A 19590-nucleotide genomic window follows, 5' to 3' on the forward strand; every position below is an offset into this window, starting at 1 on the left:
CGTGTCGAGCGGCTCAGCGTGACGGTACTCCTGATCGTGGCGGTGCTCCTGGTCACAGGCGGGCGGTGAACCGGCCGTCGGGCAGTTTGCGCAGCCAGCCGCGGTCGACGAGTCTGACCAGCTTGCTGCGCAGTGGTTCCAGTTTGGCCTTCACGCTGACGTCCACCCCCACCACCTCGCCGACCTCGCGGGCCATAACCGGTCCGGCGGCCTGCCGCACGGCGGCGATGATGCGCTGGCAGTCCCACGGGAGCGCGCCCTCTTCCATGCCCGGTTCGCGGTGCGGGATCAGCATCACCGCCCGCCAGCCACCTGCCCGGGCACCGGTCTGTTGGAGGCGCGTTCCTCGGCGAGCTGCCCGGTCATCCGTTCAAGGACGCACTCGGCGACGGCAAGTTCGTCCCGCTCGGCCCGCACTTCCACCAGCTGTTTGGCCAGCTGCTCTTCGAGTTCGTCCAGCTCCGCAAGCCGCGCGGTGATCCGTTCCAGCAACTCGGGATCCAGCATGCACCGGCTCGTAGAGGGGCACTTGACCCCAGCAGGTAGGAATCGGTTGTCCGGGGAGTGTCGGGTGGCTGGATCAGCGGGACGGAAGGGAAGCCAGCGAGCGGTCCCACTCGTCAGCCGCGCGCAGCAGCGTTGCGGTATCCAACCTGACCTCCACGACGTACTGGTAGATGTCAGCCCCGTCATCACCCTGTTGCCACGGAGGTGCCGCCTCCAGAGACAGATGAACGCGGATCACCGCGGTCCCGCTCTCGATTCGATGGGCGAGGCTGAAAGCCACGACCGGCTCGATGAACCACGTGTCCGGCGACAGCTCGCCTTCGGCATCAGGTTCGGTGACGTCCACCGTCCCTGCGGCCACCGCGCGCAGCCACGCGGACACCTGACGGGCCTCATCGGTAAGCAGACACGGATCGGCGAAGGACCACTTTCCCTCAGAAGTCGCCACCGTGCCCTCAACGACCAGCCAGTTGTCGTCGTACGAGTCGCCCCGAACGGCGGCGAACTGATAGCGCACGGGGCAGAGGTCGACACTGCCGGAGAGATCGTTCAGGAGCACTGGGCCAGGATCTCATGCGCTGGCCAGCAGCGGACTGCGCCCCCAGCCCAGGCGCACGGGCCAGAGCCCCGCCCCTGACTCCGTTTCAGAGCCAACCCCGACCCCTGTCAGACGATCTCCTCGATGGGCTCCCGCCCACGACCAGCACGAGCACCCCGAGGACCGACCACACCAGCCCTTTGACCTGCGAATTCAGGTTGGCGGCAGCTCACTGGAGGACGGCGAACCCGGCGACGGTGGCCGCCTGGAGCGGTGTCCACACCAGGCCGGCGGTGGTCGGGTCCAGCCAGGCCACCAGGGCGACGACGCTCAGGGCGGCCCACAGGAGGTTGGCGTCGACGACCAGCTTCACGGCGGGCGCCGGGGGCTGCGGGCGGCTCGCCAGCCAGGCGACTCCGGCGGCGAACACGACCAGGAACAGGCCGAGTTCGAGCAGCAGGTCCGCGTCGATCCCGAGGAGTTCGCCGAGGGGGCGGGAGGCGGTGGCGTAGGCGACGCCGTTGGCCCCGGTGACGACGGCGTCGAGGGCGAGGAAGCGGCGCAGCGCCGTGCGGGGGCGGGTGGTGCGGGCGAGTCCGGCGAGCGGGGCCTGGGACATGGCGGATCACCTTCCGGGGCGTTCGTGCGGGTGGTGGGCCCGGAGCCCGGACGGAGTGCGCCGCCCGGGTTCCGGTGTCCCCGAGCATGCCGGGCGGCGAGCGGGGGGTCGATGACGCCGGAGGTAATGCGGGGGGGGCGGGCAGCGGCGGGCGGCGGGGGCCGGCACCGGGGCGGGGCCCGGGCCGGACGCGGGTCCGGCGGACCGATCGGGGCCGGTGTTCCGGTCGGCCGAGGTCGTCGGATCGTCCTCGCGCCTCCGGACACCGGTCCGCGCGCCGGATGTCGCCGGGACCCGCGTCGGGCCGTTCCCGGGTGTCAGCGGACGGATTCGTTCCGGGACGTGGGCGGTTCCGGAGCGGGGGCGGGTGCCGGGGCCGGGGCGGATTCCGGTGCCTGGGCGCCGGGTTCGGGCGCGGTCCGGGCGGTGCGCCGGGACCGGGAGGCCTCGGCCCGCATCAGGGCGTGGAGGACGGCGAACGGATCGACGGGCATGGTGGAGCTCCTCGCGGTGCGAAGGGTGGGTGATGGGGGGACTGCCGGGGGCGCGGACCCCTCAGCAGCGCATCACCACGCACCGGAGCGTGTCCGCGCGCGAGGCGGGGACGGGGGCGGGGAGCGGGTCGCGTCGGCGCCTCCGGTGTGTACGGGGGCGGCGCCGGGTCCCGGTGGGTCGCAGGCCGGTGCGGTGCCGTCGGGTACGGCCGGGGAGCGCGGTGTCGGTGGCGGCCTGGTCGTGGGTCTCGCCGCCCGGGTCGGAGACGGGGGCGGCGGCCGCGGGGAGCGGGGAGGCGCCGGAGAGCAGCGCCGGGGCCCCTGCGCCGAACAGCGCGGTGAGGACCAGGAGGAGGACGACCCAGCGGCGGCGGCCCGGGCGCGCCCGGCGGCCCACCGGGGCGGCGGGCACTGCGGTCGGCTCGGGCGCGGGGCTCACGGAGATCCGTACTGCCCCGCACGGGTCCCGGCGCGGCGCCCGGGGGCCGAGATCCACCCGGGCGGCCCAGGGGGTGTCTTGTCGATCGGGCCGGATCAGGGAGCGGCGTCCGGTGCCGTGCGTCGCAAGGCGGAGGAGGGAGTCGACGCGGTGGGGGCACCTCCCGTGCCCGAAGGGCTACGGGGGACCGTGGCGAGTGACGACAACGCGGCTGGGGGTGCCCCCGTGCCCGAAGGGCTACGGGGGAGCGGTGCCGGGCGCCGCGAGCCCGGCATGATCGACAAGACACCCCCTGGGGTGTCAGGGTGGATCATGGTCGGGGTCGCGGCCCTGGTCCGCCGGACAGGCCCTGCGCGGTCCCCGGGCTCCGCCTGCCCGGCGGTCACGGCCGGATCAGTGCTTCTCGTCCCGTGCGACCGGCTCGTGGACGGGTCCGGCGAGGGTGTCGTGGATCGGGCCTCCGACCGGCGGGCCCGCTTCCGGTCGTCCCGGAACCGCCGGAACGGCGGGCGCGTCCACCGGCACCTGGGGGCCCGAGGCCTCCCGCAGCCAGCGGCGCAGCACCCGGTGGACCTGCTCCGCGCCGATCAGCTCCCCGTCCTCCCCGACCGGCGGCGAGAGGTCCGGCGGCGAGAGCAGGAAGGGCTCCGACTGCTCGCCGCCGAGGCCGCCGTGCGAGCCGATCTGCTCCTCGAAGGCGTGCACGGCGCCGGTCCCGGGGTCGTACATGGAGTTGACCATGATGTCCGCGACGTGCGGGAAGCCGTCCGTGCGCCGCACGGCCCGCGCCGCGCCCGGCCCGAACACGGCCAGCGGCCCGTCGTCGGTCAGCTCGGCGACCGGGACCTCGGTCCCGTCGCCGGCCAGGACCACCGAGCCGTGCTCGGCGCTCGCCACGAGGACGAAGCCGACGCCCGGGTGGTGGGCGAGGGTGCGGAGCAGGGCCGGGTGGCGCCGGTCGATCTCCTCCCGGGTCATCCGGTGCGGCACGTCCGGGAAGGAGACGAGACCGAGGTTGCCGGAGGCGAGGACCACCGGTTCGGAGGGCTTGGCGGGCAGCTCCCGCGCGGTCTCGTCGCCCTCGTCGACCGGCCGGTGCAGCGCGCTGCGCAGCGCGTCCCTGGCCGCGTCCCGCGCCTCCGAACCGCTGCGGGTGCGCCGTACCCGGCGCGGCACGGGCAGCCCGCACCCGGCCCTGACCAGGTCCTTGAGCGTGAGGCCGTACACCGACTCGAAGGTGTCGCCGGGGCTCTGCCCGTGGTCGGAGAGGAGCACGATCCGGTACGGGCGCGGGGCGTGCTCGGCGACGTCCGCGATCAGCGCGACCGCGCGGTCGAGGCGGCGCAGGACCTGGTCGGTGTCCCGGCCGTGCGGCCCGGAGTGGTGGGCCACCTCGTCGTACGCCACGAGGTCGGCGTAGACGGCGGTCCGGCCCGCCAGCATGTCCCCCATCACCGCCGCGACCACCACGTCCCGCTCCACCACCGTCGCGAAGGCGCGGACGAAGGGGTACGTGCCGCCGCGCGAGATCCTGGGGGTCTCGCGGCGCAGCCGCGCCCGCGTCGACTGGCACGCCTCGCGGACGCACTCGGTGACGAACGACCCGGCGGTGCGGACCGCGTTGGCCGGGTCGGAGAAGTACGCGAAGTAGCCGGCCCGGGAGCGGTTGCGCCGACCGCGCCGGGCGGCCACCGACAGGACGAGGGCGACCTGTTCGGCGCCGCCGCTGAAGAGGTTGCCCCGGGAGGCCCCGTCGAAGGTGAGGAGGCCGCCGTCGCCGGTGCGGCGCACCGCCCGCCGCTGGAGTTCGACGGCACTGGCCGGGCGGTTGGACACCATGAGCCGGCCGGTGTCCTTCTCGTACCAGCGGAAGGCGGGCACGTCCTCGTTGGAGCCGTGCAGGATGCCGAGCTGGCTGGCGCCGGTCTGGCTGGACCAGTCGGTGCGCCAGGGGGTGAGCCGGTGGCCGGACTCCAGCCAGGCCGCGACGGTCGGCATGAGGCCGTCGGCGACGGCGTCGCGCAGCACGCGGTGGCCGACGCCGTCGAGCTGGAGGAAGACCGTGCCGGGGACGGCCTCCGCCGAGTCGCCGGGGTCGCGGGGCCGGGTGCGGCCGGTGAGCCGGTAGAGGCGGCGCCGGTAGGCGTCGTCGTCGCGGACGGCGAGGCCGGTGGAGGTGGCGGAGGCGACGGCGGACATGACGGCCGCGACCACGACGGCGGTCTCGGGGTCGGCGGCGCCGCGCCCGTCGGGGGTGACCCAGAGCGCGACGAGCAGCAGCGAACCGTTGATGAAGAAGCCGAGCAGGCCGAGGACGAGGGCCGGGACGAGGAGCAGGGCCCGGACGAGGAGCGGCCAGACGAGGGCGCCGAGCAGGCCGAAGGCGCCGGCCGCCCAGGCGGCGGTGATCGCGGTGCGGGTGAGGCTGTCCCCGTCGGGGGACTGGAGCTGGAAGTCGGGGAGCAGCCCCGCGAGGAGGAGCAGGGTGAGCGTGGACACCGCCCAGACCGCGATCACGCGCCCCAGCGCGCCTCCCGCGGACCGCCAGCCCTTCGTGGACCGCCGGCTCCTGTCGGACCATCGGCCCTTCGTGGACCGCCGGTCCTCCGCGGATCGTCGGCGGTCGGCGCCGCCCCCTCGCCCGTCACCCACGCCCGCCTCGCCTTTCGTCCGCCTCGCCTTTCAGCCGTTTCCTGCCCCAAGCGTGTCACAACGCCCACGGCGGGACCGGAGGAAGGCGGGCGGGGCCCGGCGGGGTCAGGAGCCGTCGTACCCGGCGGTGGGCATCGAGAGCCGCCGGTGCACCCCGGCCTTGGCCGCCGCGTCGTACACCGGCTCGTCGGGACAGACCGTCTCCAGGCGCACCCCGCGCCGCTCGCACTCGGCGCGGAAGCCGGTCACGGAGGTCAGCGCGCGGGCGAGGACCCGTTCGCTGGCCGCGACGAAGAGGTCGACCGCGCCGGCCTCCACGTCCGCCCACAGCGCCTCGTGGTCGGGCCGGATGCCGTAGAACAGCAGCTGGCGGGCGATCACGTACCCCTTGTCCTCGGCCCAGCGCGCGCACACCGCGTGCTGGCCGCGCGTGTCGACGAGGAAGGGTTCGCTGTCGAGCTCTTCGAGCGGGGTGAGGCTGGCGATCGCCGCCACCCGAACGTCGTCCATGGAGGGACCCTACTGCGGGAAGACGCGACCGAACATCCTCCGGGGCACGCTCCGGACATCTACCCTCGTTACGGGGGTACGGAGGGCGCGGGGGCACGGAACGGACGGACGACGGACGGAAGGCGGCATGCCGGTGGAGGTCACCTGGTGGGGTCACGCGACCTGCACGGTCGAGGACTCCGGGGTCCGCTTCCTCACCGATCCGCTGTTCGCGCGGCGGCTCGCCCACCTGCGGCGCCGTCGCGGCGCCCCGCCGCCGCCCGAGGCCGCGGCCGCCGAGGCGGTCCTCGTCTCGCACCTGCACTCCGACCACCTCCACCTGCCGTCCCTCGCGCGGCTCGCGCCCGGGACACGGCTCCTGGTGCCGCGCGGGGCCCCCGCCGCCGTGCCGGGGCTGCGCCGCCTGGAGCGCTCCGGGCTGCGGCTCACCGAGGTGGAGGCGGGCGACGAGGTGACGGTGGAGGGCGTGACGGTACGGGCCGTCCCCGCGCGCCACGACGGACGGCGGCTGCCCGTGGGACCGCACCGGGCGCCGGCGCTCGGGTACGTGGTCGAGGGCGGGGCGCGGACGTACTTCGCCGGGGACACCGGCCTCTTCGACGGCATGGCGGAGGCGGTCGGCCCGGTGGACGTGGCGCTGCTCCCGGTCGGCGGCTGGGGGCCGTACCTGGGGCCCGGCCACCTGGACGCGGGCCGGGCCGCCGAGGCGCTCGCGGAGCTGTCCCCGGCGGCGGCGGTGCCGGTGCACTACGGCACGTACTGGCCGATCGGGCTCGACGGGGTCCGGCCGCACGAGTTCCACTCCCCCGGGGACGAGTTCGTCCGGCACGCGGCGCGGCTGGCGCCGAAGGTGGCGGTGCACCTGCTCGGGCACGGTGAGCGGGTGCGGCCGGAGGTCGCCCGGTGATCGACGGGATCGCCCGGTTCGTCACGGTGGTGCGCGAGCTGCCGCCGGAGTCCACGCAGCAGGCGGTCGGCTATCCCTCGCTGTTCCTGCTCGTGGCGCTCGGCGCGCTGGTGCCGGTGGTGCCGACGGGTGCGATCGTCAGCTCGGCGGCGGTGGTGGCGTTCCACCGGACCTCGGCGCTGTCGCTGCTCTTCGTCTTCCTGGTGGCGGCGTTCGCCGCGTGCCTCGGGGACGCGGCGCTGTACTGGCTGGGGCGGCGCGGAGTGCACTCCGACAAGGGCTCGCGGTGGCTGGCCGCCCTGGAGGGCCGGGTCACGCCGGAGCGGCTCGCGCACGCGCGGGAGCGGCTCGACACGCACCAGGTGTCGGTGCTCGTCCTGTCCCGGCTGGTGCCGGCGGGCCGGATCCCGGTGATGCTGGCGTGCCTGCTCGCGGAGGTGCCGCTGCGCCGCTTCGTCCGGGGGGACGTGGCGGCCTGTCTGGCGTGGGCGGCGACGTACCAGCTGATCGGGATCCTGGGCGGTTCGCTCTTCCCGGAGCCGTGGCAGGGGGTCGTGGCGGCGGTGGTCCTGACGGTGCTCGTCAGCGCGGTCCCGGGGCTGTGGCGGCGGGTGCGCGGGGCGCGGCCCGGGGCCCCGGCGGCGGGGGCGGCGGGCGACCCCGGCTCCGGCTCCGGCTCCGGCTCCGGCTCCGGCACGGGGTTTCCCGGCGGGCCGGGCGGGTCACGGCACGAGCACCCGTGAGCCGCCGATCGGCAGGTCCCACAGGTCCTCGCGGGCGAGTCCGGCGCGCTGCCAGGCGGCTCTGACCCGGGTGAGCGGTTCGAGGACGGGCTCGGAGGAGAGGACGAAGGTGGCCCAGTGCATGGGCGCCATCCGCCGGGCCCCCAGGTCGCGATGGGCCTGGACGGCCTCCTCGGGGTCGGTGTGGACGTCGCGGAGCCACCAGCGCGGGTCGTAGGCGCCGATCGGGAGCAGCGCCAGGTCGATGCCGGGGTGGCGGCGGCCGATCTCGGCGAACCAGTGGCCGTATCCGGTGTCCCCCGCGAAGTACACGCGGTGTCCGGAGCGGTCGGTGAGCACCCAGCCGCCCCACAGGGAGCGGCAGGTGTCCAGGAGGGTGCGCTTGGACCAGTGGTGGGCGGGGACGAAGTCGAAGCGCACGCCGTCGAGTTCGGCCGCCTCCCACCAGTCGAGCTCGGTGACCCGGCTGAACCGGCGGCGGGTGAACCAGCGGCCGAGGCCGGCCGGGACGAAGACGGGGGTGTCCCGGGGCAGCCGCTTCAGGGTGGGGGCGTCGAGGTGGTCGAAGTGGTTGTGGCTGATGACGACGGCGTCGACGGGCGGCAGGTCCTCCCAGCGGACGCCGACGGGGGTGATCCGGGCGGGGGTGCCGAGGATGCGGCGGGACCAGACCGGGTCGGTGAGGACGGTGAGGCCGCCGATCCGCACCACCCAACTGGCGTGCCCGGCCCAGGTGACGGCGAGGGTGTCGGGTCCGGCGGGCGGCGGCGGGCCGGGTTCGAACGGCAGCAGGGGGATGTCGCGGAGCCCCTCGGGGCGGGGCCGTACGGCGCCCTCGCGGGCGAAGCGGGCCATGGACCGGACGCCGGGCAGGGGGGCGGTGAGCCGGTCGACGAAGGTGCGGGGCCAGTCGTGGCGCAGTCGGCCGACGGGCTGGAGGGGGCGTGCGGGGACTGCGGCACGGTCGGTCTCGTACGGGGCGGCTGCCGTCCGTTCGGTCATCTGCGGGCTCCGTTCCGCTCGGCGCTTCATGGCGGGCTCGTGGGACGTCGGCGCGCTGCCGGGATCACCGGAGTTCCTCCAGCGCCGCGCCGAAGTCCGCGAGGGCCCGGGCCACCCGGGGGAGTTCCCGGGGGTCCTCGGCCCCGAGGGCCTCGGTCCGCTCCTCCCCCGAGGTCCCCAGGAACATGCGCGTGCCGAAGCGGACCCGCAGGGCGCCGAGTTCGTCGCCGAAGCGGTGGCCGCCCGCCGCCGGGGCGCCGAGCCGTTCGGTGAGGAGGCTCTCCAGTTCCAGGGAGTCGGTGACGCCCCGGGCGGCGAGGCCGGCCCGCAGCGGTCCGAGGTCGGCGTAGAGGTGGCGGCCGGCCTGCGGGGGCAGGGAGAGCGCTCCGGCGGCGAGGACCGCGTGGTGGGCGGCCCGGGCGAGGCGCCCGTGGACGGCGGCCGCGCGCCGGGCCGGCGCGGTGACGTCCTCGGGTTCGTCGAGGGCGTGGGCGAGGGCGGGCACCAGGGGGCCGGGGACGACGGAGCCGAGGGCGGTGAGGACGTCGAGGACGCGGGCGCGGGGGTCGGTCCAGCGGTCGGCGCGGGAGGGGTCGGTGGGCGGGAAGCGGGCGACGGCGCAGGACCAGGCGGCGGGGGTGAGCGCGCCGCCGAGGTCGCTGAGGACGGTGACGTCGTCCGGGCACATCTCGGCGGGGCTGACGAGGACGGTGTCGTGCGGGTCGTGGCGGGTGTCGCGCCAGGTCTCGTCGCTGACGACGTGGAGGCCCTCGGCGACGGCGGCCTCGCAGGCCTCGAGGACGAGTTCGGGCGGGGCGACGGTGCCGGTGGGGTCGTCGGCGACGGAGAGCAGCAGGACGCGGGGGTGGCCGCCCTCGGCGCGGATCCGCCGGACGGTCTCCAGGAGGGCGTACGGGTCGGGGACGCCGCCGCACTCGGCGGGGGTGGGCACGTGGTACGCGGGGCGGCCCAGGAGCCGGGCCTGCGGGGCCCACCAGGCGGGGCAGGGCCGGGGCAGCAGGAGGTCGCCGCCGTGGGCGGCCACCAGGGCCAGGAGGAGGGCGGGGGCGCCGGGGGCGGCCACCACGTCCTCGGGGTGGGTGCGCAGGCCCCGGCGCCACCAGTGTCCGGCGGCGGCCTCGCGCAGGACGGGGCCGCCGCCGGGCGGCTCGGGGTCGGTGCGTCCGGCGGCGGCGGAGAGGAGGCCGGCGAGCACGGGCGGGACGGGCAGGCCGGTGTCGGGGGCGGGGGGACCGTAGCGCACCGGGCCGCGCCCTTCCGGAGCCTTCTGCGGCATGTCCCGTACCTCCTGAGCGCACGGGGGCGCCGGGCACGGCACCCTCGTGCCCTTTATACGGAGGTTCGCACGGTTCCGCCGCTTCTGGAGCCGCTCCGGGGGACGGGACGGGCACCTTCCCGGGGCGGCTCGGGCGGCGGTGACGGGACGGGCGCCTTTCCCGGGCGGCTCGGGCGGCGGTGACGGGACGGGCGCCTTTCCCGGGCGGCTCAGACGACGGTGACGGGGTGGCGCACGACCGCGTTGAAGAGGTAGCCCTGGGTGTTGTGGACGGCCCGCTCGGGCTGGACGTTGCCGGCGGCGTCGGTGGTGCGGGAGAGCAGGGTGACCGGGCCGCCGCGGTGCGGGCGCCACGGGGCGCTCCAGCGGACCCAGCCGTCGCGCCGGGGCGCGTCGTGGAGCTGGGCCGGGCGCCAGCGGGCGCCGCCGTCGATGGAGACCTCCACCTTCCGCACGGGGGCGAGGGCGGACCAGGCGCGGCCGGTCAGCCGGTGGACGCGGCCGGCCTCCAGGACGGCACCGAAGGGGAGCTGGTGGCCGGACTTGAGGGTCTGGCGGCCGAGCGGGGCGCTGCCGCCCTCGGGGTGGGCGTCGCCGAAGAGCCGGTACCAGTCGGTGGACCAGGGCGAGGCCAGGGGGCTGGTGGAGACCTCGATGTCGCCGAGCCACTTGATGGAGGCGATGCCGATCCAGGACGGCACGACGAGCCGGACGGGGTGCCCGTGGTCGTACGGGAGGGGCTCGCCGTTCATCTCGTACGCGAGGATCACGTCGTCCAGGGCCTTGGCGAGCGGCAGGGGGCGGCGCACCCGGCCGTGGTCGACGCCGCCGGAGACGTACGGGTCGTCGAGGCCGCGCGGCTGGACGGCGACGGCGTCGCGGGCGATCCCGGCGCGCCGGAGCACGTCGGCGAGGCGGACGCCGCGCCAGCGGGCGGCCCCGACGGCGCCCAGGGTCCAGGCGGTGCCGGTGACGGCCTCGCCCTGCTGGCTCGGGTAGAAGCTGCGGCCGTTGCCGGCGCACTCGATGAGGGCCGTCCGGGTGACGGACGGCAGGTCGCGCAGCTGCCCGTAGGTGAAGTGGACGGACCGGCGGCCGTGGAGGCCGTCGCCCCAGAGCGTCAGGCGCCAGTCGCGGGCGTCGAGGACCGGGGTGGAGGTGTGGTTGCGGACGAAGAAGCGGTCGGCGGGGGTGAGGTACCCGGTGTCCGCGAGGGCGTCGAACCGCGCCTCGGCGTTGGTTCCCCGGACGGTGAAGTGCTCGGCGGGGAGCGCCTTGACGATCCCGGGCGCGGTGGGGCCCTCGGTCGCCGCCCGCGCGGGGGCCGCGGCGGCGAGCCCGCCGAGGGCGGAGACCGCCGGGCTCGCGGCGAGCAGCTTCAGGAGGGAGCGTCGGGCGGGCACGGGCGAGTACGGCACGGGTCTCCTCGGCGGAAGGAAGGGGGGACGGCCGAACGGGCGGCGCGCCGATCCTAGGGGCGCGGGGCGCGTTCGAACGGCCCGTTCACAGGGCTGTCACAGAGGCTCCGGCGGGGCCTGGCAGACGTGAGCGCGATCTCCGGCGGGGGCCGGAAAATGCGAGGTCGGCGGGAGGGGGTCGGGCGCAGAATGCACGGCATGCCGATACGTGAAGCGCTTCCCGGGGACGCGGCCGCCCTCGCCGCCGTGCACGTGCTGTCCTGGCGGGCCGCCTACCGCGAACTGCTCCCCCGCCCGTACCTGGAGGGCCTGGACGTGGAGGAGCGCGCCGCCGTCTGGCGCGCCCGCCTCACGGCCCCGGACCGGCCCACCGTGCTGCTCGCGACGGAAGGGGAGGGAGACGGCGGGGGCGGGGGCGGAGACGCCGGGAGAGGAGGCGGAGACGCCGGGAGCGGGAAGGGGGACGCCGGGGACGGGCGGCCGGTCGCCTTCGCCTGTTTCCGCCCCTGGCCGGGCGAGGGGTTCGACCCCGCGCCCACGGCCGAGTTGGCGGCGCTGTACGCCCTGCCGGAGGTCTGGGGCACGGGGGTCGGCCGGGCGCTCCTGTCCGCGACCACCGGGGCGCTCGCGGCGGCCGGTTTCCGCTCGGCGGGGCTGTGGGTGTTCGCGGGGAACGGGCGGGCCCGGCGGTTCTACGAGGCGGCGGGCTGGCGGCCGGACGGCGAAGCCGCGTGGGAGGAGACGGGCGGGCTCGTCCTGGAGAAACTCCGTTACCGGCGGGACCTGTTGAAGTGAGACGATGTCCACATCTCAAGACGCCCATCTCATCATTCGGTCGAGACGCATACGGTGGGGGCATCCACCCACATCGAGGGAGTCGGTTCCATGACGCACGCCTCCACACCGTCCGCGGCCCGCGAGACCGCCGTCTACACCCACGGTCACCACGAGTCGGTCCTGCGCTCGCACAGCTGGCGGACCGCCGCCAACTCCGCGGCCTACCTGCTGCCCGAGCTGCGGGCGGGACTGGACGTCCTGGACGTGGGCTGCGGGCCCGGCACCATCACCGCCGACCTGGCCGCGCTGGTCGCTCCGGGCCGCGTGACCGGGGTCGACGCCGCCGAGGACGTCCTGGCGGAGGCCCGCGCCGTCGCGGACGGACGCGGCCTGGAGAACGTCCGGTTCGCCGTGGCCGACGTGCACGCCCTGTACTTCCCCGACGACTCCTTCGACGTCGTCCACGCCCACCAGGTGCTCCAGCACGTCGGGGACCCGGTCCGGGCGCTGCGCGAGATGCGGCGGGTGTGCCGCCCCGGCGGGATCGTCGCGGCCCGGGACAGCGACTACGGGGCCTTCGCCTGGTTCCCCGAAGCGCCCGCCCTGGACGGGTGGCTGGACCTGTACCGCCGGGTGGCGCGCGCCAACGGCGGCGAGCCGGACGCGGGACGGCGCCTGTACTCCTGGGCCCGGCGGGCCGGCTTCACGGACGTCACGGCGACCGCCGGCACCTGGTGCTTCGCCACCCCGGAGGAGCGGGCCTGGTGGAGCGGCCTGTGGGCGGACCGCACGACCGACTCCGGCTACGCGGACCTGGCCGTCTCCGGCGGCCACGCGACCGCCGGGGAGCTGTCGGCGATCGCGGAGGCCTGGCGGGAGTGGGGGGCGCGGGAGGACGCCTGGTTCATGGTCCCGCACGGCGAGGTCCTGTGCCGGGTGTCCTGACGGCCGTCCGGGAGGCGGGCCCCCGTACGGGGCACCCCGCCCCCGTACCGGATCACGGGTTCGGCCGCATCCGGAACTCGTAGGCGCCCGGCAGGGGTTCGCCGGTGGCCCGTGCCCAGAGCTCGCCGAGCAGCGCCGTCACGGCCTCGCGGCCGAGGGCGGCGGTCACCGCTTCCGCCCCGCCGGAGCCGGCGGAGCTGTCTGAGCCCGCGCGACCGGTTTCGTGGTCGGTGAAGGCCTCGGCGAACCGCTCGGCGGCCCGCTCCGGGTGCCCGTCCTCCCGGTCGGCCACGGCCAGGCCATCGCCCGTGGAACACGCCGGGGCCGGTCCTGACCAGGGGTTCTCGGCGTCGGGGATTCGGCAAAGGGGCCGGGCGGGGCGGCATGGTGGGGAGGTCCGGCGGGGCGGCCGGTGGCGCGGTCGGATATTCCGGGCGGCGCGGGTGCCCGTCGTCGTACGGTGACGGGTCGGCGCACCGCCGTGGCGCGCCGGGAGCAGTGGCACCCGTGACACAGGGAGTACGAGGAATGGGCACGCAGCACACCTACCGGGTCATCGTGCGCGGCACGTTCGACGGTCTGTCGGAGGAGAGCCGGTCCCGGCTGCTCGCCGAGGCGGACGACCACGGCCTGACGGCGATGCAGTTCACGGAGGAGGGTTCGCTGACCTACGACCGGACGCTGAAGCACTTCTCGTACCGCCTGGTCGTCGTCTCCGACGCCGAGGACGGCGAGGAGATGGCGGGCGCGCTCGCGGAGGACCGGGTGGAGACGGCGCTCGGGGAGCTGGGCCACGGGTACAAGGGGCTGCGCTCGACCGTGACGGACCTCGACACGATGAAGATCAACCGCAAGCGCTGAGGCCGTCGCGCGTTCGCGCCGCGGGCTCCGGGGCGGTCGCGGGTGCCGTGATCGCCCAGCGTTCGTGGTCGCGCCAGGCGCCGTCGATGAACAGCATCGCGGGCGAGAACCCCTCCAGGCGGAAGCCGGCGCGGCGGACGAGGGCGCGGGAGGCCGCGTTGCCGGGCTGGACGTTCGCCTCCAGGCGGTGCAGGTCGAGGGGTCCGAAGGCGTGCTGCAGGACCAGGCCCAGGGCCTCGGTGAGCAGACCGCGCCCGGCGGCGTGCGCGAAGGCGCCGTAGCCGAGGGTCCCGCTGCGGAAGGCGCCGCGGACGATGTTGTTGACGGTGACGAACCCGGCGATCCGGCCGCCCTCCGCGCGCTCGCACACCAGGAACCCGGCGCGCGCCGGGTCGCCGAGGAGCGCCCCGGCGTAGGCGGCGTACGCCTCGGGCGTGCACGGCGGGAACAGCCACGGCCGGTGGAGCTCCCGGCTCTCGCGGGCCCGCGCGGTGAACTCGCCGGCGTCGCCGTGCGAGAAGGACCGCAGACCCACGCGGGGGCCGAGGGCGAGGTACGGGCCGGGGCTCCCGGAGGACGGGCCAGGGGTGGAGGGATGCGGACGCGGGGCGGAGGGGTACGGACTCGGGACGTCGGACATGCGGTCAGGTTATGCGGGACGGCCGCACGGAATCGGCCGACGGCGGGCCGTACGGGTGCGGGCCGTGCGAGCCCGGGCCGGCCGTACGCGCGCAGGACGGTCAGCGGCGGGCCGTGCGGACGCGGGGCGGGCAGGTCTCGCCCCGGCGGACGACCCCGATCATGACGGTGGTCCGCCGGTCGAGGTCCGCACCCGCCGCCGGGTACTGGGTGCAGACCTGCCAGCGCGAGGGCCAGAGCACCCTCCGGTCCCGCCCGCTCACGTCGTGGACGTCGAGCCGGGTCCGGCGGTCGAGACGGGTGAAGACCCGCCACAGTCCCAGGCCCAGGAAGTCCGGCACCGTCCGTTCCTCCGCGTCGTCCCCGGCCCCGGTCCCGACCCCGGAGGTCTCCTCCGCCGAGGTCGCGGCGACGGCCGCGAGCGCGAGGAGCGCGCCCGCGCCGACGACGGCGGCCCGCCTCACTTCCGCCTCCGGGCGGGCACGGGCGTCCCGTCGGACGGGGGCGCTCCCGCACCCGCCGTCCGCTCCCTGTCCTGGGGATCCTTGGGACTCATCGATTCAGGGCCTCTCCTCGTCGTACCGCCGTGCCGTCCGTCCAGAATGGGGGGATCGAGGGCCCATCGTGACGGTGGGAAGAGCCGTACGGGTGACTTGTCAGACAGCGTGACCCGACTACGGTGGTGCCGGGACGAGGCCGACAACGAGAAGAGGAGGGGCCGTGGCGGTCAGCGGACAGCGACGGCGGCCGGTCGTGGCGCTCTACGAGCGGATCGCGGACGCCGTCCACGACGGCACCTATCCGCCGGGGTCCACGCTCCCCTCCGAGCCGAAGCTCGCCGCCGAGCTGGGCGTGAGCCGGCCCGCCCTGCGCGAGGCGCTGCTGCTGCTCCAGGAGGACGGCGTCCTCACCGTGCGGCGCGGGGTCGGCCGGACCGTGAACGACCGCCCGCCCCGGCGCGGCTTCGAGCAGGTCCAGCCGCTGGAGGAGCTGATCGGCGGGGGCACCCCGCTCCGCGTGCGGGCGCTCCTGCGGACGGTCGAGGAGCCGACCGACTTCACCACCCAGCACCTGCTCGCCCCGGCCCGCGCCGAGCTGCGGTTCTGGGAGTCCGTCCTCTCCGGGGAGGGCACGGCGGCGGCCCTGAGCCACGAGTGGGCGGCGGCCGACGACCTCCTCGACCGGGTGCACCCCGACTTCGCGCGGGCCCTGCGGGAGACGGACGACGACGGACGCCCCGCCGTCTCCATGCTCTCGGCCCTGGTCGGGGCCTCGCGCGAGACGGCCCTGAGCGCGCACAGCGGCATCACGGCGACGCTGCTCGGGCGGCGGCGCGGGGACCAGCTCGGGCGCCCCGCCGACACCCCGGCCGTTCTGGTCACCCAGGTCGTGCGGGTCGGCGAGGTCCCGGTCCTGGCCGCCAAGCACATGCTGCCGACGGGCGCCCCCGCGCTGCCGGTGCTGCAGTCCCACTGAGCGGTCCGGCTCCGGGACCGCCGCACCCCCTGTCGGGGGCGTCACAGCGCGCCCCCGCTCCGTGGCGTACACTTCCCCGCCATGCACTTGTCTGACAACCTCACCGCGTCCGCCGCCACCCCCGTCTCCGACTGGATCCGGCGGGCCCCCAAGGCCGTCCTCCACGACCACCTCGACGGCGGGCTGCGCCCCGCGACCATCGTCGAGCTGGCGCGCGAGTGCGGATACACCGCGCTGCCCACCGAGGACCCGGCCGAGCTCGCGGTCTGGTTCCGGGACGCCGCCGACTCCGGCTCGCTGGAGCGGTACCTGGAGACCTTCGCCCACACCTGCGCGGTGATGCAGACCCGCAAGGCGCTCGTGCGCATCGCGGCCGAGTGCGCCGAGGACCTGGCGGCGGACGGCGTCGTCTACGCCGAGGTCCGCTACGCCCCCGAGCAGCACCTGGAGGGCGGCCTCACCCTCGACGAGGTCGTCGAGGCGGTCAACGACGGCTTCCGCGAGGGCGAGCGCCGCTCCGGCGGCCGCATCACCGTCCGCACCCTGCTGACCGGCATGCGCCACACGGACCGCTCCCTGGAGATCGCGCGGCTCACGGTCGCGCACCGGGACAACGGCGTGGCGGGCTTCGACATCGCGGGCGGCGAGATCGGCAACCCGCCGGCCCGCCACCTCCCCGCCTTCCAGCACCTGAAGCGGGAGAACTGCCACTTCACCATCCACGCGGGCGAGGCCGTCGGCGCGGAGTCGATCCACGAGGCCGTGCAGGTCTGCGGCACCGAGCGGATCGGCCACGGCGTGCGGATCACGGACGACATAGCCGAGGACGGCACGCTCGGCCGGCTCGCCTCGTACGTCCGGGACAACCGCATCGCCCTGGAGGTCTGCCCGACCTCCAACCTCCAGACGGGCGCGGCGAAGGACTACGCCACGCACCCGATCGACGAGCTGCGCCGCCTGGGCTTCCGGATCACGCTCAACACGGACAACCGCCTGGTCTCCGGCACCACCATGAGCGAGGAGTTCCAGCACGTGGCGGACGCCTTCGGCTACGGCCCGGAGGTCTTCGAGGAGTTCACGGTCGCCGCCCTGGAGGCCGCGTTCCTGCCGCTGCCGGAGCGGCGGCGGCTGATCGACGAGGTCGTGCGCCCGGGGTACGCGGCGCTCTGAGGAGCGCCCGGAGGGGCGGGCCGGCAGCGTGGTGCGCCGGCCCGCCCCTCCGGTCTTCCGGTACCGCTTCGCCCACCTGGACTACTTCGCGAAGCCGTAGTCCAGCAGCTTCTTGACGTCGGTCGTCCGGTTCGCCTCGGAGGAGGAGGCCAGCACCGTGCCGATGACCGTCTTGCCGTTGCGGGTGGCCGCGAAGACGAGGCAGTACTTGGCCTCGGGGCCCGAACCGGTCTTCACGCCGATCGCGCCGCTGTAGGTGCTCAGGAGCTTGTTGGTGTTGGCCCACTCCATGTACCGGTAGCCACCGGTCTTCGTGGTGACCTTCTGCTTCGTGGACTTCGTCGCGACGACGGTGCGGAACGTGGAGTTCTTCATCGCGCTGCTCGCGAGCTTGGTCAGGTCGCGCGGGGTCGAGTAGTTCTGCCCGTTGCTTATGCCGTCGAACGAGTCGAAGCGGGTGTTCTTCAGGCCGAGGTTCTTGGCCTCGGTGTTCATCTTGCCGATGAACGACTTGACCCGGGCCGCGCGGGTGGTGCCGGTGCCGAACTTGTCGGCGAGGGCGTAGGCGGCGTCGCAGCCCGACGGCAGCATGAGGCCGTAGAGGAGCTGGCGGACGGTCACCTTGTCGCCGACGATGAGCCGGGCCGAGGAGGCGTTCTTGGCGACGATGTAGTCGCTGTAGGCCTTGTCGATCGTGACCTTGGCGTCGAGGTTGAGGCCCTTCTGGGCGAGCACCACCTTCGCGGTCATGATCTTCGTGGTGGAGCCGGTCGACCGGCGGGTGTCCGCGGTCTTCCCGTACAGCGTCGCGCCCGTCCCGTTGTTCATGACGAAACCGCCCTGGGCGGTGATCGTCGGGACGGCCGGCGCGGCGTACGCCTGGCCGGCGAAGAGGCCGCCGGCCAGGACGGCCGAGGCCGTGAAGGCGACGGTCACGGCGCTGCGCACCCCGAGTGTGGGAGTCTTCAAAGTCTTCTGCCCTTGGATCGATGCCTTCCGGGTCCGCACGGACCCGGCGCACACAAGACGCACGGAAGGGCTCCGGGGATGTACGGCCGGGGCCGTGACCTTCCTCGCATTCCGGCGCCGCCCCGCGGGCCGGGGGACGGCGCCGGAGCGCCGGGCGTCAGGCGCGGCAGCGCAGCATCGTCAGCGGCGGGTTGGCGTCGTGGTCGGCCCAGAACTCCTCGCCGTACGCGCGCACTCCGGCCTCGGAGATCTCCAGGGGCACCCAGGTGATCCCGTCGAACCCGGCCGCCCGCAGGCTCTTCTCCAGGACCTCGCGGCGGGGCGGGTTCGCCTCGAACGAGATCGGCGGGTCGAGGAGCGCGGTGAGCCGCTCGCGCGGCCCGATCTCGGTCTCCTCGCCGAGCGATTCGCACAGGAAGCCGTACTTGGCCAGGGACGGCCCGTCGAAACGGAAGTCCGGGTTCTGCGTGAAGACGAAGAACCCGGCCCCGTCCACGAGGCTGCGGTGGACGTTCCGGCACATCCGCTCGATGGTGGCGACGCTGTCGGCGTAGTTGAAGAGCTGGACCGCGACCGCGAGGTCGAAGGGCTCGTCGAAGGCGCGCAGCTCCGCGACGTCGCCGACCTCGTACCGCGCGCCCAGCGGTTCGGCGTCCTCCAGGGCCCGGGCCGCGTCGACCATCGCTCCGGAGATGTCGACGCCGAGGACGTCGGACGCGCCGCGGCGCTTGAACTCCCGGCTGTAGAAGCCGGTTCCGGAGGCCAGGTCGAGGACGGACCTGCCCTTCACGTCCCCGACGAGGGCGAGGAAGGAGGGCACCTCCCCGTAGCGCGCGAGGGGGAGGCCCTTGAACCCCTCGAACACCTCGCCGATCCCGTCGTACAACTGACCGCTCATCGTGCCGTTCCCCTCGTCGTGGCGTCGGCCTTCGGGCAGGCCGCGGCCCCTGCCGGGAAGTCTCTCCCCGGCCGTCCGGGAGGCCGTACTGGCGGAATCCACGAAGATGGCGCGGTCGTTTCGTACGCCGGTCCGCCGGGAAGTCGCGACGCTGCTGCTCGGAGCGGCGGGCGTGTCGTGCACCTATGTCGCCGTGATGATGTGCGTGGTGGTGGGGCGGGAGTGGTACCCGCCCCGCTACGGCATCACCGTGGAGGGGCGGCAGGTGTTCCGGGAGGACGACGGCGACACCGTCCACGCGTTCACCGCCACCGACGGCGTGACCCGCCACATCCTCGGGCACGACAGGGGGAGGACCGTCCGGATCGCCTACGGTCCGCGAAATCCCGCGTACGCCGTCGTCTGCCCTCCGACGGGTACCGAGGTGCTGATGGTCGTCGTGTCCCTGGTCGTCACCGCCGTCGCGGGGTTCATGGACTACGGGACGTACCGGCTCGTGCTCCCCGCCTTCACGGGCTGACGATGTGCGTAACGGACGCGGCGGTCAAGGAGGCCGCCGTCGCCCGGTTCATCAGCGAGCGTCCGCGGCTGGAACGGGCCGCGTGCGACCACCCCGCGCTGCTGGGCTGCGCCGAGGTCGACTGGTCGCGGATTCCCGGGTGCCCCGCCGGGATTCCGGCTCTGCTCCGGGGTCTCCTGGACGAGGCGGCCGGCCCCGCGGCCCCGGCC

At 75.2% G+C, this 19590-nt stretch carries 24 protein-coding genes; 8 read left to right on the forward strand and 16 right to left on the reverse strand.

The genetic code is table 11. The annotated features are described in order from the left end of the window. Positions 1 to 52: 52 nt before the first annotated feature. From ACIP5O_RS35730 to ACIP5O_RS35765, 8 genes are all read right to left on the reverse strand, one after another. Positions 53 to 295 (reverse strand): hypothetical protein, encoded by a 243-nt coding sequence (locus tag ACIP5O_RS35730; RefSeq protein WP_401301671.1) that lies wholly within the window; start codon positions 293 to 295, stop codon positions 53 to 55. Then, positions 295 to 507, reverse strand: coding sequence for a hypothetical protein (locus tag ACIP5O_RS35735; RefSeq protein ID WP_401301673.1), 213 nt, complete (start codon positions 505 to 507; stop codon positions 295 to 297). Before ACIP5O_RS35735 ends, ACIP5O_RS35730 begins: the two co-directional genes overlap by 1 nt. A 73-nt stretch (positions 508 to 580) precedes the next feature. Further along, positions 581 to 1066, reverse strand: a complete 486-nt coding sequence (locus ACIP5O_RS35740; protein ID WP_401301676.1) for a hypothetical protein — start codon at positions 1064 to 1066, stop codon at positions 581 to 583. A gap of 208 nt (positions 1067 to 1274) precedes the next feature. Further along, positions 1275 to 1664 carry a hypothetical protein gene (locus ACIP5O_RS35745; protein WP_401301679.1) on the reverse strand — a complete coding sequence of 130 codons (390 nt, stop codon included), beginning with the start codon at positions 1662 to 1664 and terminating at the stop codon, positions 1275 to 1277. Between the two features lie 317 nt (positions 1665 to 1981). Then, positions 1982 to 2158: a hypothetical protein gene (locus tag ACIP5O_RS35750; RefSeq protein WP_401301681.1), complete on the reverse strand. Its 177-nt coding sequence runs from the start codon at positions 2156 to 2158 to the stop codon at positions 1982 to 1984. Positions 2159 to 2219: 61 nt separating this feature from the next. Continuing rightward, the gene (locus ACIP5O_RS35755) at positions 2220 to 2597 is read right to left on the reverse strand and encodes a hypothetical protein (RefSeq protein WP_401301684.1); all 378 of its coding nucleotides are present in this window, start codon (positions 2595 to 2597) and stop codon (positions 2220 to 2222) included. Positions 2598 to 2990: 393 nt separating this feature from the next. Then, positions 2991 to 5114, reverse strand: a complete 2124-nt coding sequence (locus tag ACIP5O_RS35760) for a phage holin family protein (RefSeq protein ID WP_401301686.1) — start codon at positions 5112 to 5114, stop codon at positions 2991 to 2993. Between the two features lie 240 nt (positions 5115 to 5354). Further along, complete coding sequence (locus tag ACIP5O_RS35765) at positions 5355 to 5759, reverse strand: recombinase family protein (RefSeq protein ID WP_356545921.1); 405 nt, start codon at positions 5757 to 5759, stop codon at positions 5355 to 5357. A gap of 127 nt (positions 5760 to 5886) precedes the next feature. On the opposite strand from ACIP5O_RS35765, the gene ACIP5O_RS35770 reads away from it, so the two are divergent. Both ACIP5O_RS35770 and ACIP5O_RS35775 read left to right on the forward strand, forming a co-directional pair. Next, on the forward strand, positions 5887 to 6666 hold the full coding sequence (locus tag ACIP5O_RS35770) for an MBL fold metallo-hydrolase (RefSeq protein WP_401301690.1): 780 nt from the start codon (positions 5887 to 5889) through the stop codon (positions 6664 to 6666). After that, positions 6663 to 7409 (forward strand): DedA family protein, encoded by a 747-nt coding sequence (locus ACIP5O_RS35775; RefSeq protein WP_401301693.1) that lies wholly within the window; start codon positions 6663 to 6665, stop codon positions 7407 to 7409. Before ACIP5O_RS35770 ends, ACIP5O_RS35775 begins: the two co-directional genes overlap by 4 nt. Here ACIP5O_RS35775 and ACIP5O_RS35780 read toward each other — a convergent pair. From ACIP5O_RS35780 to ACIP5O_RS35790, 3 genes are all read right to left on the reverse strand, one after another. Further along, the gene (locus ACIP5O_RS35780; RefSeq protein ID WP_401301695.1) at positions 7389 to 8411 is read right to left on the reverse strand and encodes an MBL fold metallo-hydrolase; all 1023 of its coding nucleotides are present in this window, start codon (positions 8409 to 8411) and stop codon (positions 7389 to 7391) included. The two genes, ACIP5O_RS35775 and ACIP5O_RS35780, sit on opposite strands and share 21 nt — an antisense overlap. 64 nt (positions 8412 to 8475) lie before the next feature. Further along, on the reverse strand, positions 8476 to 9708 hold the full coding sequence (locus ACIP5O_RS35785) for an aminotransferase class I/II-fold pyridoxal phosphate-dependent enzyme (protein ID WP_401301698.1): 1233 nt from the start codon (positions 9706 to 9708) through the stop codon (positions 8476 to 8478). Positions 9709 to 9917: 209 nt separating this feature from the next. After that, on the reverse strand, positions 9918 to 11126 hold the full coding sequence (locus tag ACIP5O_RS35790) for a sulfite oxidase (protein ID WP_401301699.1): 1209 nt from the start codon (positions 11124 to 11126) through the stop codon (positions 9918 to 9920). Positions 11127 to 11324: 198 nt separating this feature from the next. Between ACIP5O_RS35790 and ACIP5O_RS35795 the strand changes: the two genes are divergently transcribed. Then, positions 11325 to 11921, forward strand: coding sequence for a GNAT family N-acetyltransferase (locus ACIP5O_RS35795; RefSeq protein ID WP_401301702.1), 597 nt, complete (start codon positions 11325 to 11327; stop codon positions 11919 to 11921). A gap of 90 nt (positions 11922 to 12011) precedes the next feature. Then, on the forward strand, positions 12012 to 12848 hold the full coding sequence (locus ACIP5O_RS35800; protein ID WP_401301704.1) for a methyltransferase domain-containing protein: 837 nt from the start codon (positions 12012 to 12014) through the stop codon (positions 12846 to 12848). Between the two features lie 52 nt (positions 12849 to 12900). On the opposite strand, the gene ACIP5O_RS35805 is transcribed toward ACIP5O_RS35800, so the two are convergent. Beyond that, complete coding sequence (locus ACIP5O_RS35805) at positions 12901 to 13140, reverse strand: hypothetical protein (protein WP_401301706.1); 240 nt, start codon at positions 13138 to 13140, stop codon at positions 12901 to 12903. Positions 13141 to 13376: 236 nt separating this feature from the next. Here ACIP5O_RS35805 and ACIP5O_RS35810 point away from each other — a divergent pair, with 236 nt between their 5' ends. After that, the gene (locus ACIP5O_RS35810; protein WP_401301708.1) at positions 13377 to 13709 is read left to right on the forward strand and encodes a DUF6204 family protein; all 333 of its coding nucleotides are present in this window, start codon (positions 13377 to 13379) and stop codon (positions 13707 to 13709) included. Here the strand turns inward: ACIP5O_RS35810 and ACIP5O_RS35815 are convergent. Continuing rightward, entirely contained in the window at positions 13693 to 14349 is a 657-nt protein-coding gene (locus ACIP5O_RS35815) for a GNAT family N-acetyltransferase (protein ID WP_401301710.1), read from the reverse strand. The two genes, ACIP5O_RS35810 and ACIP5O_RS35815, sit on opposite strands and share 17 nt — an antisense overlap. 100 nt (positions 14350 to 14449) lie before the next feature. Then, the gene (locus tag ACIP5O_RS35820) at positions 14450 to 14812 is read right to left on the reverse strand and encodes a hypothetical protein (RefSeq protein ID WP_401301713.1); all 363 of its coding nucleotides are present in this window, start codon (positions 14810 to 14812) and stop codon (positions 14450 to 14452) included. 256 nt (positions 14813 to 15068) lie between these two features. Between ACIP5O_RS35820 and ACIP5O_RS35825 the strand changes: the two genes are divergently transcribed. Both ACIP5O_RS35825 and ACIP5O_RS35830 read left to right on the forward strand, forming a co-directional pair. Beyond that, positions 15069 to 15824, forward strand: coding sequence for a GntR family transcriptional regulator (locus ACIP5O_RS35825; RefSeq protein WP_401301715.1), 756 nt, complete (start codon positions 15069 to 15071; stop codon positions 15822 to 15824). Between the two features lie 81 nt (positions 15825 to 15905). Then, positions 15906 to 16994, forward strand: a complete 1089-nt coding sequence (locus ACIP5O_RS35830) for an adenosine deaminase (protein WP_401301718.1) — start codon at positions 15906 to 15908, stop codon at positions 16992 to 16994. An 81-nt stretch (positions 16995 to 17075) separates the two neighbouring features. Here ACIP5O_RS35830 and ACIP5O_RS35835 read toward each other — a convergent pair whose 3' ends face one another. Both ACIP5O_RS35835 and ACIP5O_RS35840 read right to left on the reverse strand, forming a co-directional pair. Next, positions 17076 to 17942: a D-alanyl-D-alanine carboxypeptidase family protein gene (locus ACIP5O_RS35835; RefSeq protein WP_401301753.1), complete on the reverse strand. Its 867-nt coding sequence runs from the start codon at positions 17940 to 17942 to the stop codon at positions 17076 to 17078. 178 nt (positions 17943 to 18120) lie between these two features. After that, complete coding sequence (locus tag ACIP5O_RS35840) at positions 18121 to 18861, reverse strand: class I SAM-dependent methyltransferase (protein ID WP_401301721.1); 741 nt, start codon at positions 18859 to 18861, stop codon at positions 18121 to 18123. Positions 18862 to 18967: 106 nt separating this feature from the next. Here ACIP5O_RS35840 and ACIP5O_RS35845 point away from each other — a divergent pair, with 106 nt between their 5' ends. After that, positions 18968 to 19381 (forward strand): hypothetical protein, encoded by a 414-nt coding sequence (locus ACIP5O_RS35845; protein WP_401301724.1) that lies wholly within the window; start codon positions 18968 to 18970, stop codon positions 19379 to 19381. The last annotated feature ends 209 nt before the right edge of the window (positions 19382 to 19590 follow it).

It is taken from the genome of Streptomyces sp. NPDC088915, assembly GCF_044749825.1.
Classification (GTDB): Bacteria; Actinomycetota; Actinomycetes; order Streptomycetales; family Streptomycetaceae; genus Streptomyces.